The following is a 17,510-nucleotide window of genomic DNA, read 5'->3' as shown; positions in this document are numbered from 1 at the left end:
TCAAGGTGATATTGAGACATTTACAATATCACCTTGATAAATATAAAAATAACATAAGAGAGAAATAAAAATGTCAAAAACATTAGTAGAAAAGATTTGGGATGCTCACGTCGTCAAGCGTGAAGAAGGGTTTCCAGATATCTTGTATATCGATACCCACTTGATTCATGAGGTTACTTCACCACAGGCTTTTGATGGCTTACGCAAAAGAGGAATTCCAGTCTTTCGTCCAAAACAAACGGTAGCTACTGCCGACCACAACGTGCCGACACTCAACCAACATTTGCCGATCAAAGAAGAGTTATCGAGATATCAAGTCGATATGCTGACCAAAAATTGTGCTGAATTTGGTATTGAATTATATGGTTTGGGGCATCCTTATCAAGGGATTGTACACGTAATTGGTCCAGAGCTGGGTATCACACTACCCGGTAAAACGATGGTTTGTGGTGATAGCCATACTTCCACACACGGTGCTTTTGGAGCTATTGCTTTTGGTATTGGAACTTCTCAGGTTGAACAGGTCTTTGCGACGCAATGTTTATTGCAATCCAAGCCTAAAACAATGAAAATCGAAGTTAACGGTACCCTTCAAAAGGGCGTTGGAGCAAAAGATATCATCCTCTATATCATCTCCAAAATTTCAGCTGCCGGCGGTACAGGTTATTTTATCGAATATGCTGGTTCCGCAATCCGCTCCTTGAGTATGGAGGCGCGCATGACCATCTGTAACATGAGTATAGAAATGGGCGCACGTGGTGGACTTATTGCACCGGATCAGATCACTTTTGATTATGTGGAAGGTCGTGAATTCGCGCCAAAAGGAAAAGAATGGGACAAAGCCTTAGCGTACTGGAAGACATTGTATTCTGACGAAGATGCCATCTTTGATAAAGTCTTGACTTTTGATGCCGCTGATATTGCTCCAATGATTACCTATGGTACAAACCCAGGAATGGGTATGGGTATTGCCGAACATATTCCAGCCACAAACGCACAACCTGAATCCGAAAGACCATCTTATCAAAAAGCACTGGACTACATGGGCTTTAAAGACGATTCGACAGTCTTAGGAAATCGCGTTGATTACGTCTTCATTGGAAGCTGTACAAACTCTCGTATCGAAGATCTACGTGAAGTAGCGTCATTTGTTAAAGGAAAACAGAAAGCGCATGACGTCGAAGTATGGATCGTACCAGGCTCCAAACAAGTGGAAAAACAAGCTAAAGAAGAAGGCTTAGATAAAATATTTGAAGCCGCTGGATTCCAACTACGTGAACCAGGCTGTTCGGCATGTTTAGGTATGAACGAGGATAAAATCCCTGCTGGAAAATATTGTGTCTCCACTTCCAATAGAAATTTCGAAGGACGCCAAGGGCCTAATGCCCGCACTATGCTAGTATCTCCATTGACAGCAGCAGCAGCAGCAGTAACAGGTAAAGTAACGGATGTAAGAGAGTTGATCTAAAAAATAAATTATAGCATATATTAATCTAAAAAATGAAAAGTAATATTAAGATCACATCTATCATCTTAGCAGGGGCGACACTTTTTACCAGTTGCGCAAGCAAAACGTTAATTCAATCCAATCCTATTGGTGCAAAAGTTTATATTCAGGGAGAATATGCTGGTACAACACCATATTCGTATAAGGACACTAAAATTGTCGGTAGTACAACGGACGTGAAAATAGAAAAAGAGGGTTATGAGCCTTTTTCGACAAGCTTCTCACGAAACGAAAAAGCGGATGTCGGTGCCATTATAGGTGGTATTTTTGTCTTGGTTCCATTTCTATGGACAATGAAATATAAAGACCAACATACCTACGAACTAATACCTTTAGGTGCAGGGGCAAAAAAGGAAGCAATAACGGATACATCACTATCAGCAAAATTACAAGAGCTTAAAAAGATGTACGATGACAAGCTTATCACCAAAGAGGAGTACGAACAACAACGGGAAAAGGTTTTAAACAACTATAGTTCGACTGAAAATAAAACAGATAAAAAAACAGAAAGCTAATATTTAAAAGCTCTTGGTTTTTTATTTTGACTTTAAAAAAAATGAAAAAATTTGAAACTTTAACTTCACAGGTAGTTCCACTACCTATTGAAAATATTGATACCGATCAGATCATACCGGCACGTTTTCTAAAGGCGACCACAAGGGAAGGCTTTGGAGACAATTTATTCCGCGATTGGCGTTTTGATAGCGACAACCAGCCTAAAGCTGATTTCGTATTAAACAACCCAACCTATTCGGGTAAAATATTGGTTGCCGGCAAAAACTTTGGTTGCGGATCCAGTCGTGAGCACGCTGCCTGGGCAATTCAAGATTACGGTTTTGATGTTGTCATCAGTTCATTTTTTGCCGACATCTTTAAAGGTAATGCCCTTAATAATGGTGTATTGCCCATACAGGTTACCGAAGAATTTTTGGCAAAAATTTTCGAATTGGTACAGCAAAACCCAAACACAGCAATTATCGTTGATCTCGAAAAGCAAACAGTGATGTTAACAGAGACTGGTGATCAATTTGAATTTGAGATTAATCCCTATAAAAAGTCATGTTTGATTAATGGATACGATGATATTGACTTTATCCTTAATCAAAAAGAGTTAATCGAATCTTTTGAGACAATAAGAAAATGGTAGACCCAGTCGTCCATATTGCCAATTTAACTATTCAACATGGTAAAGATACCGTGCTGCAGGGCTTAAATTGGCAAATTTTTCCTGGCGAGCAATGGATCTTAGGCGGTCCCAGCGGCACGGGAAAAACAACGCTTGCAAAAGCTATTGCTGGACAATTGAAATATGAAGGCACAATAACCTTTAATCCTGATCCGAATAGTCCACTACCAGCAAAAATTCATTACGTTTCCAATTGGTTTCAGTTTACCAATCTCGAAGGTGACCGTAATTTCTATTATCAACAGCGATACAACAAATTTGCAAAAAACGATACATTGACCGTTTTTGCTGAATTAAAATATTTTGAAAAAGAAGAACAGCTTTCTTTTGAGGACGTAACCGCCTACCTGACAATTTTTGGATTCGAAAATTTCAAAGATCAACAACTGATTGAGCTTTCAAGTGGCGAGCATAAACGATTACAGTTGGTCAAAGCGCTGTGGCTTCAACCTCAGGTGCTTGTCATCGATCAACCTTATACAGGTTTGGACGTACAATCAAGAAAAGATCTGAATCAAATCTTTGATCTGCTTGCAGACAAAGGCGTTTCATTGTTGCTCATTAGCAATGATGATGAACAACCTGATTGTATCAATCGTTTTGCAGAGATCCAGGATGGTAAAATTGCCATGCGTCAAAGTAGTGAAGAAATTTCTAAGGGTTTGCCACGAACAAGAAAGGCACTGCCCTATTTTCTGCAACAGGCTCCTAAAGTATCTTCTGAGGTTATGGTAAAGATGAGCAAGATCAATATCTCTTATGGCGAAAAACAAGTCTTAAAGAATATTGACTGGGAAGTGAGGGCAGGCCAAAAATGGCTATTGCAAGGTCACAATGGCTCTGGAAAATCGACTTTACTTAGTCTCATCAACGGAGACCACCCACAAGCATATGCCAATGATATCCATCTTTTCGGTAAAAAAAGAGGATCGGGAGAAAGTATCTGGGACATCAAAGAACACCTGGGTATCATATCCCCCGAATTACATTGGTACTACGACATGAATGCCAACGTTGGACAGACTATTGCTTCTGGTTTTTTTGATTCCATGAGTCTCTACCAACGATTAGGATTTGAACAACAGCAAAAGTTGGAGCAAATTCTTCATTTTTTTGACCTTCAAGAGGTAAAACACAAAACACTGGGATCATTGCCTTTAGGCCAACAACGCTTGGCCTTATTGGCTCGTACGATCGTGAAACATCCAGAATTGCTGATTTTGGATGAACCCTGCCAGGGCTTGGACAGAGAGCAAAGCCAATATTTCAACGACGTCATTGATGACTTGAGTAAAAGTGGCCAAACCCTCATCTATGTGGGTCATTTTCAAAGCCAATTACCTTCCTGTATAGACAATAGGATCATATTGGAAAAAGGGGAAATTAAATCGGTAGAACAAGTTATCCACAAAAAAGAGGCTTTATCAACATAGAAAATGTGGAAAACGTTAATTAAATAATAGATTATAGATAGTAGACAATGGATAGGAAAAATCCCTAAGAGAGACGTTTAATTTAATAAGCCATTGGCTTGTACAACTAAAATCTCAATACTCCGATCTAATATCTCAATACTAAATAAAACAATGAAGAAAAATATTTTAATCATACCTGGAGATGGTATTGGCCAAGAGGTAACCACCTGGGGTAAAAAAGTTTTAGAAAAGATTGGTGAAAATTATGTCCATGAATTCAGTTTTGATGAAGCGATCATGGGACATACGGCTATTGAGGCTACAGGTAATCCACTTCCAGACGAAACGTTGGAGAAAGCGAAAGCTTCTGATGCCATCCTTTTTGGTGCAATCGGACATATTAAGTACGACAACGATCCTTCGGCTAAAGTAAGACCAGAACAGGGCTTGCTGAAGATTCGTAAAGAATTAGGCCTATATGCCAATCTTCGTCCTATCCTTTTATTTGATGAATTATTGGATGCTTCGAGTTTAAAACCTGAGATCTTAAAAGGAACAGATATTCTATTTTTCCGTGAGCTGACAGGTGACGTGTATTTTGGAGAGAAAAACCGCAATGAGGACAACACCTTCGCATCAGATTTGATGAACTATCACCGCTATGAAGTTGAGCGTATCGCACGCAAAGCTTTTGATGCGGCACGTACACGAAACAAGAGATTATGTTCTGTCGACAAAGCTAATGTACTGGAGACATCTCGCCTATGGAGAGAAGTTGTCCAGGAAATTGCAAAAGAATACCCAGACGTTGAAACTGAACACATGTTTATCGACAACGCAGCAATGCAATTGGTTAAGAATCCGAGAAAATTTGATGTGGTATTAACCGCAAATCTTTTTGGCGATATCCTGACGGACGAGGCTTCACAGATTGCTGGATCAATGGGGATGTTAGCCTCGGCTTCTGTGGGCGATGGTACCGGCTTCTTTGAGCCTATCCACGGTTCGGCGCATGATATCGCGGGTCAGAATAAAGCAAATCCATTGGCGTCAATTTTATCTGCAGCCTTGATGCTTGATATTAGTTTTGGTCTACAGGAGGAAGCTAAAACGGTTACCAATGCTGTTGCTGAAACATTAAAAGCTGGTTGGAGAACCGGTGATATTGCCAACAGCAGCACAGAAGCTTCAAAAATCTTAGGTACTCAAGAAATGGGTGAAAAAGTATTGGAGTTTATTAAATAGTATACCCTTTTTAATTTGTAAATCTTTTGAATTAAGAAATTATGTTACACGATCCTAATCATCTTTACATTTTCGACACCACTTTACGTGATGGCGAACAGGTACCAGGCTGCCAATTAACTACTCCAGAGAAAATTGAGATTGCTAAAGACCTGGAAAAACTAGGGGTGGATATTATCGAAGCCGGTTTCCCAGTGTCTAGCCCTGGTGATTTTCAATCGGTGGTAGAATTATCTAAAGCGGTAAACGATGTCATTATATGTGCATTGACCCGTGCCAATCAAAACGATATTGATGTAGCTGCCGAGGCATTAAAATATGCTAAACGCCCACGTATCCATACTGGTATTGGTTCTTCGGACATGCATATCAAATATAAATTCAACAGCACGAGAGAAGAAATTTTAGAACGTGCTGTTGCAGCTGTAAAACATGCCAAATCCTATGTCGAAGATGTCGAGTTCTACGCAGAGGATGCAGGTCGTGCAGATTTGGAATTTTTGGCTAAAATGATTGAATCTGTTATTGCTGCAGGTGCTACGGTTGTCAACATTCCTGATACCAACGGTTATTGTTTGCCAGATCAATATGGGGCTAAAATCAAGTATCTTAAGGAACATGTTCGTAATATTGATCAAGCAATTATCTCGGCGCATTGTCACAATGATTTAGGTCTTGCTACAGCCAACTCCATCGCTGCCATACAAAATGGAGCCCGTCAGGTAGAATGTACCATCAATGGTATTGGCGAACGCGCAGGTAATACTTCTTTGGAAGAAGTTGCGATGATCCTTAAGGTGCATAACCAAGCGTTCGGAAGTTTAACTTCAAATATCGATAGCCGTATGTTTACCTATCTATCGCGTAAGGTCAGTGAAATGATGAACATGCCTGTGCAACCCAATAAAGCGATTGTAGGCCGTAATGCCTTTGCACATAGTTCAGGTATCCACCAAGACGGCTTCTTGAAGCATCGTGAAAATTACGAAATCATCCGACCAGAAGATGTGGGCCTTGACGAAGCAGACATTATCTTAACAGCCCGTTCAGGAAGACACGCGCTTAAACACCATTTAGAGCGCTTAGGTTTCCATCTTGAAAAAGATGATCTGGCAGATTGTTATCAACGTTTTTTGCTTTTAGCTGACGAAAAGAAAAATATTTGTGATGATGACCTAAAAAGCCTCATCCAAGAAAAGATATAGAAAATGGAAGGCTGCATCTGCAGCCTTTTTTCATCAAAATACAACCTTAATCATCCTGTAAAAAAATGGATCTATCAACGCTAAACATTAATTCAGAAGCTACGCTCGAACGCATCAAATCGGTGGTCAATCGTACGCCTTTACAATATAACCGACATTTATCCGAAAAATATGGTGCCGAAGTCTATCTCAAACGAGAAGATCTACAAGTGGTACGTTCCTATAAATTGCGCGGTGCTTATAATAAGATTATCTCCCTGACAGACGAAGAAAGACAGCGCGGTGTGGTTTGCGCAAGTGCTGGCAATCACGCTCAGGGAGTAGCTTTTTCTTGCAACAAACTGGGTATTAAAGGTGTTATTTTTATGCCTGGCCCAACGCCACGTCAAAAAATTTCGCAGACCGAAATGTGGGGCAATGGCAATGTTGAAATTGTGTTGACCGGAGATACTTTTGACGATTGTCAAAAAGCTGCCCTGGCTTACACCCAAGAGCATGGTATGACTTTTATTCCCCCATTTGATGATCTTAAAGTCGTGGAAGGACAAGGCACTGTAGCCGTCGAGGCGCTTCAGGATCTTCCCGACATGGATGTCATATTTATTCCGATCGGTGGCGGCGGACTAGCTGCAGGAGCTAGCTATTACCTGAAAAGCAAAAATAAAGCGATCAAATGTTATGGAGTCGAACCGGAAGGCGCACCGTCCATGCAGGCCGCACTGGAAAACGGAGCACCGATTGAACTGGAACAGATCAACAAATTTGTCGATGGCGCTGCTGTAAAAAAAATCGGTGCAATAACATTTGATATTGCCAAGCAATTATTGGATGATACACGCTCTATTCCAGAAGGTAAAATCTGTACCTGTATCTTAGAACTCTATAATAAAGACGCCATCGTCGTCGAACCAGCTGGAGCACTTTCCGTCGCAGCGTTAGAATTCCACAAAGATGAAATTAAAGGCAAGAAAGTAGTCTGTATCATATCTGGCGGGAATAATGATATCGACCGGATGAGCGAGATCAAAGAACTGTCCTTACTTTATGAAGGATATAAGCATTATTTTATCGTCCGCTTCCCACAACGTCCGGGAGCATTAAAACTTTTCGTCTCCGAAGTATTGGGACCTAAAGACGATATTACCAGATTTGAATTTATCAAAAAAACGGAACGGGAACGTGGTCCTGCCCTAGTCGGCATTGAACTCAACAAACCCGAGGATTATGATACCTTAATTACCCGTATGAAAGAGTACAAATTTGATGTAATTGAAATCAATAAAGACCAAACATTATTCGAATATTTGGTATAAAAAACAAAAATCGACGATTTAAATACAGTGCCCTCAAAAGCTAGACAAAATGCTTTTTGAGGGCATTTTGGTACAGAAAAATCAAGCACAACAATTAGTTCATCTCCGAAGCTCTTCACAGCGATGCATCAACTGTCAACTTTGTAGGAATGAGGTGATCCTTTATTGTATACATAATATACGAAAGAATTTCCAACACTGGTAAAGTGATTTTAATCGCCTAACTTCGACGAATAGCCGTAGATTCGAACAGCATTATATTTCTTCTTAATATAAGAGATAGACCTGATTAATGTATACATTTAATTTATCGATAAAATTACACTGCTTTCGTAGATAAAAATCTTATATTTAGGTGTTTAATCAAAAATAAGCATACTATGAGAGTACTAATCTTAACAATCTTGACCTTAATTGGCCAATTGAGCTTTGCCCAGACAGACAAAAGCAAACGTCCGAGTCCTCCAGACAACACCAAGGTAACCACAACTGATGGGGTTACGATCGACATCAATTATAGCCGTCCTTCACTTAAAGGCCGTCAGCTCGGTGTTGATATCGCTCCCGTAGGAAAAGTCTGGCGTACAGGTGCCAATGAAGCGACCACCATCGAATTCGACAAAGATGTACTGGTCGAAGGTAAAAAACTAGCAGCGGGAAAATATGGCCTCTATAGTATCCCCGGAGAACACGAAACAACTCTTATGTTCAGCAAAGTATGGGACCAATGGGGAACAAAATATGACGCCAAGGACGATGCGCTACGCGTTTCGGTCAGCAACGGCACAAACAGCAATGCGCAAGAGCAGTTTAAGATAAATGCTACACCAGAAGGCACTGTATCCTTGGAATGGGGAGAATATGTGGTTCCCTTTAAGGTGAAAGCCAGTAATTAACTGATCGAATTCAATAAATAAAAAACGGACATTTGCTTCATGCGCAAAATGTCCGTTTTTTATTTATTTTATAATTTTCTACTATTAATTCTTCAAGTATTTTTCCAGAAATTGGTCCTGTTCCCATAGGAGGTGGAAGATATTCTCTTTAGCCACATAACCATGAGCTTCCCGTGGCAGAATAACCATGCGTACAGGCGCACCTAGGTTTTTTAAGGCTTGAAAATAACGCTCTGTCTGTAAGGTAAATGTGCCCGGGTTATTATCAGCTCCGCCATGCACAAGCAATAAAGGGGTCTTCATACGGTCAGCGCTTACAAATGGAGACATGGTCATATACAGCTTTGGGTCATCCCAAAAATTTCGCTGTTCGCTTTGAAAACCAAAAGGTGTCAACGTGCGGTTATAGGCTCCTGAACGGGCAATTCCTGCTGCGAATAGTTTTGAATTGGACAATAAATGCGCCGTCATAAAGGCGCCATACGAATGCCCGCCTACAGCTACTTTTTTTCGGTCAATATAGCCAAGTTTATCAACCGCATTTATTGCCGCTTCAGCATTGGCTACCAACTGCTCGATAAAGCTGTCGTTAGGTTCTTTCTTTCCTTCACCCACAATCGGAAATGCGGCATTATCCAAGACGGCGTATCCTTTGGAAACCCAATATATAAAAGATCCATAACTTGGAAATGTAAACTCTTTCGGATTTGCTGTGCTTTGACCAGCTGTGCTTTTGTTCTTATATTCCCGCGGATAAGCCCACATCAGCAAGGGTAATTTTTCCTTTTTGTCAAAATCGTAACCAGCAGGCAGATACAAGGTACCCGAGAGCTCCACACCATCCTTACGCTTATAATTTAAGATTTCCTTATGTACTTTTTCAAGCGATCTAAAAGGGTTTTCCAATGTTGTCAATGCCACCTGCTTGCCAGATTTCATATTTTTGAGGTAATAATTTGGATAGACCGATGGCGATTGAAGTGAGACCAACAGTTCGCCAGTCTTTGGGTTTACAATCGCTCCGATCCGTTCCTGTAACTCAGATGTGGCAGCCGTATACAATCGTTTTTTCTTTAACGTTTGCAGGTCCAATTCTTCGACAAAAGGGAACTCCCCTTCTTTGGTAAAACCTTTGCCCACAAACAAGGTTTTATCCTTGTCGATATACATGCTGTAGGTTCCAAATGCATTTTTTTCCTGATGTACTGTACCCGGATCATTATAGAGGTCCTGACTATTTCGATCATGCAACAATTTCGATTCACCGGTCGAAGGGTTGACAACAAAAGTCTTGGTGTTGCGGGTGTCATACCATTGCGAATGGACCAAGGCATACTTATCGTTGCCCCACACAACGCCCGCGTATCGGTCTTTGGTTTTGAAAATTAGCTTTCCATCGCCTTGATAAGGGTAATCCAATGTGTAAAGAGCATCACGAAATTCTGCGGCTTTACTAGCGTCACCGCTGTCCAAAGCTTCAACATAAGCTAAGGTTGCGGGTTGGTCGTCCCGCCATTGCAAAGACCGTCTTCCTGGACGTGTCGAAGAAAACCCTTTCGGCATGACCTCTGTTAAAGGTACTTCATTAACCAAAGCAATCTCTTTTCCGGATAGGTCATAGATGCGCGTCTGTTGCGGGAAACGGGAAGCCGGCACGACATAAGAATATGGTTTCATTATTGTTGTTACCATCACATAAGCACCATTTGGCGAAAAAGTAAGCCCTGTGTAGATACCTTTATCTTTAAAATGAGAAATTGTCCCATCCAAATCCACAAACTGTAAATTGGATTCCACCAGTGTTTCAAAATTCTGCTCATCCTGGGGATTTTTTAAAAGATCCTGATAGGTCCTTAATTGCGATACCTTACCATCGCTCGTTGACACCACAGGTCCAGTAGGTAGATCTTTAGAAGGATCCAATAAGGCTTTTTTCTCTTTTGGCAAGGCTGTAATAATTAACCGCTTGGAATTACTTAACCAATGAAAGGGGGCATCCAATGTGGCATTTAGATTGTAAGCTGTCAACTGCTTGACGGTCTTTGTCGTTAAATCCAATACAAACAGGGCCGTTCCGGCATCATTTGTATTGGTAAATGCTAGGCGGCTATTGTCAGGAGAAAATACAAAATTGGATAAGGAAGGCATTTTTGGCATTCCTTCAAAATCTGTATATTCAGTTTGTTGCCCGATTCTCTTCAACCCGATCTTTTCGAAAAACAGGGTTGAACTTTCCATATTTGTACGGGGATTGATTCGCAATCCTGCAAGTTTCATTTCTTCCTGCCCCAGTTCCGCCAAACTCTTATAGGTCGCACGGTAGCTGAATAACATCCATTTGTTATCACTTGACATCTTTATTTGAGGGGGGCGGATAAAATCGGCCAAAGCCAAAATTTCGGAAGTCGGTTTTTGAAAGGTAATATTCTCTTGCGCCTGTGCTTTTAGAGACAATAATAGCAAGAGACCATAGCATAGCTTCTTCATAAATTTATTTTGCAAATTAGGGCAATAAAAAGTAATAAATTTATGAAAAAAAAACAAGTACTGTAGCCGTTTTATGACACTAAAATTAAACTTAAATTGTTTAGTAAAAAGCAGGTAAAATTTCATGATTTAAAGTTATCCACATTTGTAAACAATAGATTATCAATTGATTAATAAAGACAACTAGCAACAAACGCATCCTGTGACAAACTTTTGCCCAAAATGTGGAAAAGTCAAACTACCGCTTCGCAAGAAAATATGTGATATTTGTTAAGCTAATGAAAGAATTGGCAATTCAACGAAGTAACGACCTTTCTTTTTCTACGAAGATTGGATTAAAAAAATAAACATACAAACATGGCAAGAATTATCAAATTTGAGAAAAATGATTGTGCCCCTTGTGCACAAGTATCGGCTTATTTGGATCAAAAAGGTATCCAATATGAAACGGTTAATCCTTTTGATGAACCTGACTTGGCCGCAAAATTCAAAATCCGTACGGTTCCAACAGTGATCGTATTGGAAAATGAAGAAATTCAACACCGTATCATTGGCTTTAAACCAGAAGAATTGGCTGCCATTGCACTTTAATAAATTGAAGGTATCATTAAAATAAGAACAACAATATGATACACATTTATTACGATTCCAGAACGGGTAACGTACAGCGTTTTATGGATAAAGTCGCCCAGATCACAGGTTGGCAAATTCATAAAATCAACGCTGACCTTGCGGTAAATCACCCAGGTCATTTGGTCACATTCACCACAAATTTTGGACAGGTGCCCGAAAACACAAAAGAATTCATGAAACGAGAAGCAAAAAATATCTATTCCGTTACCTCAAGTGGTAACCGCAACTGGGGGCCAAATTTCGGTTTGGCGGCTGATCGCATTTCACAGGATTTCGACATTCCACTGGCGTTCAAATTTGAATTGTCCGGAACAATGGAAGATATAAACCAATTTATTGACATCTTAAAGAACTTTTGCGATGGTAGCAAACGAAGTAGCAAAAAACTGGATATTGCTTAATAATGAAATCATGATTAAGCATGATGACGAATTCAGCTTACATAAAGATAAGGAAGCTGTTCGTGCATATTTCCTGGAATATGTAAATAAGAACACGGTGTTCTTTTATACATTGAAAGAAAAAATAGACTATTTGATAGAAAACAATTATTATATTGATTTTTATCAATCGTTTACATTTGAAGAAATGGAAGAAGTATTCAACTATGTGTATGCTAAAAAATTCCGTTTCGAATCCTTTATGGCAGCCTTTAAATTCTTCCAGAGCTATGCACTTCGTGATGACTCTGGTGAAAAATTCTTAGAGCGCTATGAAGACCGCGTTGTTGCGGTATCCCTATTCCTAGCGCGTGAAGAAGGTGTAAAAAAAGCGATTGAATATGCAGAGATCATGATCAACCAAGAGTACCAGCCTGCAACGCCAACATTCCTCAATGCAGGTAAAAAACGTTCTGGCGAATTGGTATCTTGTTTCTTGGATGAAATCGGTGATAATCTAAACGGTATCGGTTATGCGGTTGATTCTGCAATGAAGTTATCTTCCATCGGTGGTGGAGTTTCATTCAATATCTCCAAAATCCGTGCACGTGGAGAAGCGATCAAAGGTGTTGAAGGCCGTGCCGGAGGGGTACTTCCGATCATGAAAATCATGGAAGATACATTCTCATATGCGAACCAATTGGGGCAGCGCCCAGGTGCTGGAGCAGTATATTTGAATATCTTTCACTCTGACATTGAGGAGTTCCTTGATTGTAAAAAAATCAATGTGGACGAAAAAGTACGTATCAAATCACTTTCGATCGGTATTATCGTCCCAGATAAATTCATGGAATTGGCGGAGAAAGACGAACCTTGTTATTTGATTTACCCCCATACAGTAGTGCAGGAGTATGGGCAATTCTTGGACGAAATGGATATGGACAAGATGTATGACGAGTTAATCACCAATCCAAACGTCAAAAAGAAAAAAATCAACGCGCGTCACCTGTTGGTTAAGATTGCGCAGACACAAAAAGAATCTGGTTACCCTTATATTTTCTTCAAAGAAAACACCAATCGCGTCCATGCTCTGAATGAAATCGGTCAGGTCAAATTCTCGAATCTATGTACTGAGATTATGCAGGTATCACAGGTATCGGATATCGAGATTTATGGCAAGCAAGATACGATCCGTTATGGTATTTCCTGTAACCTAGGTTCATTGAATATCGCTACGGTGATGGACAACAAGCGCATCAAAGAAACGGTTAAGACAGCTATGCGAGCTTTAACAGTTGTCACAGATGTAACTAACATCGATATGGTTCCTTCTATTGCAAAAGCAAATCGCGAATTGCATTCTGTAGGACTTGGAGCGATGAATCTACATGGATATTTGGCAAAAAGCTTTATTATGTATGAATCTAATGAAGCATTGGACTTTGCCAATACATTCTTCATGATGATGAACTACTATTCATTAGAAGCATCCATGGAAATTGCAAAAGAACGTGGAAAAACATTTGTTGGATTTGAGAAATCAGCTTATGCAGATGGCACTTATTTCAATAATTACGTGAACCGTGACTACCTTCCAAAAACAGCTAAGGTAACTGAATTGTTTGAAGGTATACACATTCCAACTGTTGAAGATTGGTTAGAATTAAAAGCAAAAATCAAAGAACATGGTATCTACCATGCGTACCGTTTGGCGATTGCTCCAAATCAATCTACTTCCTATATCATGAATGCTACAGCGTCTGTCATGCCAATTGTGGATATTATTGAAGTGCGCGAATATGGGGATAGTACAACCTATTATCCAATGCCATATTTGACAAATGATAATTATTTCTATTTCAAATCGGCTTACGATATGGATCAGTTCAAAGTATTGAAATTGATTTCGGTCATCCAACGTCATATTGACCAAGGTGTGTCTACCATTTTGCATACCAATTCGAAAGACTCCACAAGAGATTTGTCTAGATATTATATCTATGCGCATAAATTGGGATTAAAATCCCTTTATTATACACGGACAAGAAAATCGACCATCGACGAATGTGTCTCTTGTTCAGCTTAATTTTGAGATTTTAGTATTTGGATATATAATGGAAGAAAGTCAAAAGTTGCCTACGCCATTGGTAGCTTTTGGCTTTTCTAAAAACAGTAATCCAAATACATGATAATAAATGCCTAATACTTTAAACTAAAAATGAGTAAAACATATAAAGCTGTCAATTGGAATACGCCCGAGAATGATTATGTATTGATGTTCTGGGAACAAAATATTCGTCAATTCTGGATTGACACCGAATACATTCCATCAAAAGATATCGATAGTTGGAAACGTATCAGCCCAGAAATGAAAGATGCCTATAAAAAAGCATTAGGTGGTTTGACCCTGTTAGATACCTTGCAGAGTCATACAGGTATGCCAAAAATTATCGACCATATAGATACTTTACAAAATAAAGCTGTACTGTCCTATATGTGTATGATGGAAGCCATTCACGCAAAATCATATTCCACAATTTTCACAACGGTTTCAACGACAGCTGAAATCAATGATATCTTCGAGTGGGTTCAACAAAATAAATACCTGCAATACAAAGCGCAGATGATTGACGGTTATTACCGTGCCATCGATAAAGAAGATGCCTCTGATGAGGAGATCTATATGGCTATGGCTGCTTCTGTTTTGTTGGAATCCTTCTTATTCTACTCTGGCTTCTTCCTACCCTTATGGTTATGTGGCCAAGGTGAGATGGTTGCCTCAGCAGATATTATTAAGAAAATCATCGCTGACGAATCTATTCACGGTGTGTTCGTAGGCTTGATGGCACAAGATCAATTCAAAAAATTAAAGAATCAAGATCAGGTGAAAGCACGTTTCTTGGCTTTACTTTATAACTTATATGAAAACGAACTGAAATATACCGAAGAGATCTATACTGAAGTAGGTTTGACTGCTGAGGTTAAAGAATATGTTCGTTACAATGCAAACAAGGCATTGATGAACTTAGGTTTTGATCCGATCTTTGAGGTAAAACAAGTCAACCCAATTGTATTGAATGGCTTGAATACAGAAACGACACAACATGACTTCTTCTCCAAGAAATCAACAAACTACGAAAAAGCTACCGAGATTGTCCATCTGAAAGATGATGACTTTAAAATGGATGTCCTCGTAGATATATAATATTGATTGACAAATCAATAAACGTCCCAAAGAATGGTATTCTTTGGGACGTTTTAATTGGAATATAATTATTGCTGAAAGGCTTTAATAGCCTGACCACGCCAAGCGGCATCCATCGGGGCACCGAACAACCAAGCCAAGGTTGGAGTGATATCATAAATCATGACTGTCCCTTTGATCTCTTTGCCTTTTTGGTTCCGGTCCCCTCATTACCGAGGGAATATCGGCTTCTGCCAAAGATTTGTCACCATGTCCTTTGCCCGTACCACCATGGTCCGCTAATTTAAGATACATAAAAAGCCGCTAATAAATCTTACTAGCGGCTTTCTTAAGTACAATCGAGACTATAATCCAATTGTCTCAACCTACTATTCTAGTTCCTATCAATAACCCGTATTTTGCTTTAAATTCGGGTTCATCGATATTTGTTGTTGAGGTATTGGAAATACTGTCTTTGTCTCAGTTGTCGGCTTGTGGTCCCACCAAGTTGCCGTGTGGAATTTACCAAAACGAATTAAATCCCGCCTTCTGAATCCCTCGAAAATAAACTCCCGACCACGCTCCGCTAAAAGTTCATCCAACGTTAATGTACCTGTTGTATATTGTCGTTCAGCCCAATCTGAATCAGTAAATGCTCTTTTTTTGCAACTATTGATTAGATCAACAGCTTCCTGTGATGCAATACCACCATTTTTCCGCATCAGGGCCTCTGCTTTCGCAAAATAAATCCAGCTCAAACGATAGACGTTCCAATCCGTATTATTGTAATTTTCATCGACGGGTATCTTTACACCGTTAACATTCCCCACAAGTGAGTTACCGAGTTTATATTTATTAAAACGGATCCCACTATTTTCTTCACCATCGCTCATTGTAGAGGATGTACCGCCAGTTTTGGCCCTTCGAATATAATCGACAAAAACCAGCTGTTCTCCTTTATATTCTTCTGATCCTTCCACAATTTTACCATCCACAAACTTAACCATCGGTCCGTTTAAAAACCATTCTTTTTTTCGCAGATCTTTTTCATTGTATTGACCAAAAACCCCCGGAATCAAGACGATACCATTATTTCCAGTTCTTCCGCCACCGTAAATCTCGCTTTGTACGAAATGATAAAACTCACCAGGAAATCCAGTTGCAAAATCTGCTATTTTATAATCGTAGGCAATTGAAAAAATGGTTTCCTTGGACATATCATTCGTAGGCACATAAGCGTCTGTTATATTAGGGTCTAACGCCATAGCACCATTCAATCCTCCCCCGGCACCCGATATCAATTTGTCAGCCGCTGCGATACAATCGTCCCATCGTGGTTGCCCATACCATTTTTCAGCATTTAAATACAGTTCGACTAACATCGCATAACCTGTAGCCTGCGAAACTCGGCCTAACATCGCTCTAGATAGTTTGGGCGCTGAATCAATATTATCCAAGATTTCCTTTTCAATAAATTCAAAAACCTCTTTCGTAGAAGAAGGTTTGGGTAATGGTTCTTCCGCTGTACTAGGGGCTTTAGTCGTTATCGGGATGTTTCCGAATAGATCCATTAATTTCAAATAATGTAAAGCACGCAGCAGCTTAAGTTCGGCGATGAATTCCGTTTTCTCGACATCTGTTAAACCCATCTCCGTCACATCAGATTTTTCAAGAATATCAATGGGACTATTACACAAACCAACCCCCCAATACATCAATACCCATGCATTGTTTAATCCACCCTCATCTACTGTCCAAGTGTGATAATGTAGCCGTTTCCATTTCCCGCCGTCTTCTCCATGCCGTCCCTTGGTTGGCCAGGCCAATTGATCCGCAGATAACTCTGCAGGTCGCCACCATCCATCCTGCCCTGAGGGCGATATCCATGCATTTGCATGCGTATATGGTCGTAATACTGCAGATATCACTTCATTCTTATTCTTATAAAAATCGCCTGCGACAATAACATCATAAGCGTTTTCATCTAGGTTTGTACAACTTGATGCATTTATTACACACACTAGAAGTAAAATTTTAACAATATTTCTCATAATAATCA

The 17,510-nt window shown here is 39.8% G+C and carries 14 protein-coding genes; 12 read left to right on the top strand and 2 right to left on the bottom strand.

The annotated features are described in order from the left end of the window. The first annotated feature begins 70 nt into the window (after positions 1-70). The 8 genes from leuC (at position 71) to HPC41_RS21855 (ending at position 8,767) form a co-directional block, all read left to right on the top strand. Positions 71-1,468, top strand: coding sequence for a 3-isopropylmalate dehydratase large subunit (gene leuC / locus HPC41_RS21890; RefSeq protein ID WP_172396214.1), 1,398 nt, complete (start codon positions 71-73; stop codon positions 1,466-1,468). 32 nt (positions 1,469-1,500) lie between these two features. Continuing rightward, on the top strand, positions 1,501-2,022 hold the full coding sequence (locus HPC41_RS21885) for a PEGA domain-containing protein (protein WP_172396213.1): 522 nt from the start codon (positions 1,501-1,503) through the stop codon (positions 2,020-2,022). A 41-nt stretch (positions 2,023-2,063) separates the two neighbouring features. Then, positions 2,064-2,654: a 3-isopropylmalate dehydratase small subunit gene (leuD, locus tag HPC41_RS21880; RefSeq protein WP_172396212.1), complete on the top strand. Its 591-nt coding sequence runs from the start codon at positions 2,064-2,066 to the stop codon at positions 2,652-2,654. After that, positions 2,648-4,126 (top strand): ATP-binding cassette domain-containing protein, encoded by a 1,479-nt coding sequence (locus HPC41_RS21875; protein WP_172396211.1) that lies wholly within the window; start codon positions 2,648-2,650, stop codon positions 4,124-4,126. Before leuD ends, HPC41_RS21875 begins: the two co-directional genes overlap by 7 nt. 153 nt (positions 4,127-4,279) lie before the next feature. Then, a complete protein-coding gene (leuB, locus tag HPC41_RS21870) occupies positions 4,280-5,353 on the top strand; it encodes a 3-isopropylmalate dehydrogenase (protein ID WP_172396210.1) in 1,074 nt (357 codons plus the stop codon). 41 nt (positions 5,354-5,394) lie between these two features. Then, complete coding sequence (locus tag HPC41_RS21865; protein WP_172396209.1) at positions 5,395-6,558, top strand: 2-isopropylmalate synthase; 1,164 nt, start codon at positions 5,395-5,397, stop codon at positions 6,556-6,558. Positions 6,559-6,623: 65 nt separating this feature from the next. Continuing rightward, the gene (ilvA, locus tag HPC41_RS21860; protein ID WP_172396208.1) at positions 6,624-7,871 is read left to right on the top strand and encodes a threonine ammonia-lyase IlvA; all 1,248 of its coding nucleotides are present in this window, start codon (positions 6,624-6,626) and stop codon (positions 7,869-7,871) included. Positions 7,872-8,251: 380 nt separating this feature from the next. Next, positions 8,252-8,767 carry a DUF2911 domain-containing protein gene (locus HPC41_RS21855; protein WP_172396207.1) on the top strand — a complete coding sequence of 172 codons (516 nt, stop codon included), beginning with the start codon at positions 8,252-8,254 and terminating at the stop codon, positions 8,765-8,767. An 84-nt stretch (positions 8,768-8,851) separates the two neighbouring features. Here HPC41_RS21855 and HPC41_RS21850 read toward each other — a convergent pair whose 3' ends face one another. After that, positions 8,852-11,254, bottom strand: coding sequence for a S9 family peptidase (locus HPC41_RS21850; RefSeq protein WP_172396206.1), 2,403 nt, complete (start codon positions 11,252-11,254; stop codon positions 8,852-8,854). A 357-nt stretch (positions 11,255-11,611) separates the two neighbouring features. On the opposite strand from HPC41_RS21850, the gene HPC41_RS21845 reads away from it, so the two are divergent. From HPC41_RS21845 to nrdF, 4 genes are all read left to right on the top strand, one after another. Continuing rightward, complete coding sequence (locus HPC41_RS21845; protein WP_172396205.1) at positions 11,612-11,845, top strand: thioredoxin family protein; 234 nt, start codon at positions 11,612-11,614, stop codon at positions 11,843-11,845. A gap of 35 nt (positions 11,846-11,880) precedes the next feature. Then, positions 11,881-12,288, top strand: a complete 408-nt coding sequence (gene nrdI / locus HPC41_RS21840; RefSeq protein WP_172396204.1) for a class Ib ribonucleoside-diphosphate reductase assembly flavoprotein NrdI — start codon at positions 11,881-11,883, stop codon at positions 12,286-12,288. Further along, the gene (nrdE, locus tag HPC41_RS21835) at positions 12,248-14,353 is read left to right on the top strand and encodes a class 1b ribonucleoside-diphosphate reductase subunit alpha (protein ID WP_172396203.1); all 2,106 of its coding nucleotides are present in this window, start codon (positions 12,248-12,250) and stop codon (positions 14,351-14,353) included. The genes nrdI and nrdE overlap by 41 nt, the downstream gene beginning before the upstream one ends. Before the next feature lie 132 nt (positions 14,354-14,485). Beyond that, positions 14,486-15,472 (top strand): class 1b ribonucleoside-diphosphate reductase subunit beta, encoded by a 987-nt coding sequence (nrdF, locus tag HPC41_RS21830; protein ID WP_108634860.1) that lies wholly within the window; start codon positions 14,486-14,488, stop codon positions 15,470-15,472. Between the two features lie 383 nt (positions 15,473-15,855). Here nrdF and HPC41_RS21825 read toward each other — a convergent pair whose 3' ends face one another. Beyond that, a complete protein-coding gene (locus HPC41_RS21825) occupies positions 15,856-17,472 on the bottom strand; it encodes a RagB/SusD family nutrient uptake outer membrane protein (RefSeq protein ID WP_288809949.1) in 1,617 nt (538 codons plus the stop codon). Positions 17,473-17,510 lie beyond the last annotated feature (38 nt).

Origin of the sequence: Sphingobacterium prati (genome assembly GCF_013167215.1) — a bacterium.
Classification (GTDB): Bacteria; Bacteroidota; Bacteroidia; order Sphingobacteriales; family Sphingobacteriaceae; genus Sphingobacterium; species Sphingobacterium prati.
This window is presented reverse-complemented; position numbering and strand designations above follow the sequence as displayed.

What these genes read in the sequence shown, in the direction of transcription:
- leuC (WP_172396214.1), top strand. Translation starts at nt 71, where the DNA reads ATGTCAAAAACATTAGTAGAAAAGATTTGGGATGCTCACGTCGTCAAG.
- HPC41_RS21885 (WP_172396213.1), top strand. Translation starts at nt 1,501, where the DNA reads ATGAAAAGTAATATTAAGATCACATCTATCATCTTAGCAGGGGCGACA.
- leuD (WP_172396212.1), top strand. Translation starts at nt 2,064, where the DNA reads ATGAAAAAATTTGAAACTTTAACTTCACAGGTAGTTCCACTACCTATT.
- HPC41_RS21875 (WP_172396211.1), top strand. Translation starts at nt 2,648, where the DNA reads ATGGTAGACCCAGTCGTCCATATTGCCAATTTAACTATTCAACATGGT.
- leuB (WP_172396210.1), top strand. Translation starts at nt 4,280, where the DNA reads ATGAAGAAAAATATTTTAATCATACCTGGAGATGGTATTGGCCAAGAG.
- HPC41_RS21865 (WP_172396209.1), top strand. Translation starts at nt 5,395, where the DNA reads ATGTTACACGATCCTAATCATCTTTACATTTTCGACACCACTTTACGT.
- ilvA (WP_172396208.1), top strand. Translation starts at nt 6,624, where the DNA reads ATGGATCTATCAACGCTAAACATTAATTCAGAAGCTACGCTCGAACGC.
- HPC41_RS21855 (WP_172396207.1), top strand. Translation starts at nt 8,252, where the DNA reads ATGAGAGTACTAATCTTAACAATCTTGACCTTAATTGGCCAATTGAGC.
- HPC41_RS21850 (WP_172396206.1), bottom strand. Translation starts at nt 11,254, where the DNA reads ATGAAGAAGCTATGCTATGGTCTCTTGCTATTATTGTCTCTAAAAGCA.
- HPC41_RS21845 (WP_172396205.1), top strand. Translation starts at nt 11,612, where the DNA reads ATGGCAAGAATTATCAAATTTGAGAAAAATGATTGTGCCCCTTGTGCA.
- nrdI (WP_172396204.1), top strand. Translation starts at nt 11,881, where the DNA reads ATGATACACATTTATTACGATTCCAGAACGGGTAACGTACAGCGTTTT.
- nrdE (WP_172396203.1), top strand. Translation starts at nt 12,248, where the DNA reads ATGGTAGCAAACGAAGTAGCAAAAAACTGGATATTGCTTAATAATGAA.
- nrdF (WP_108634860.1), top strand. Translation starts at nt 14,486, where the DNA reads ATGAGTAAAACATATAAAGCTGTCAATTGGAATACGCCCGAGAATGAT.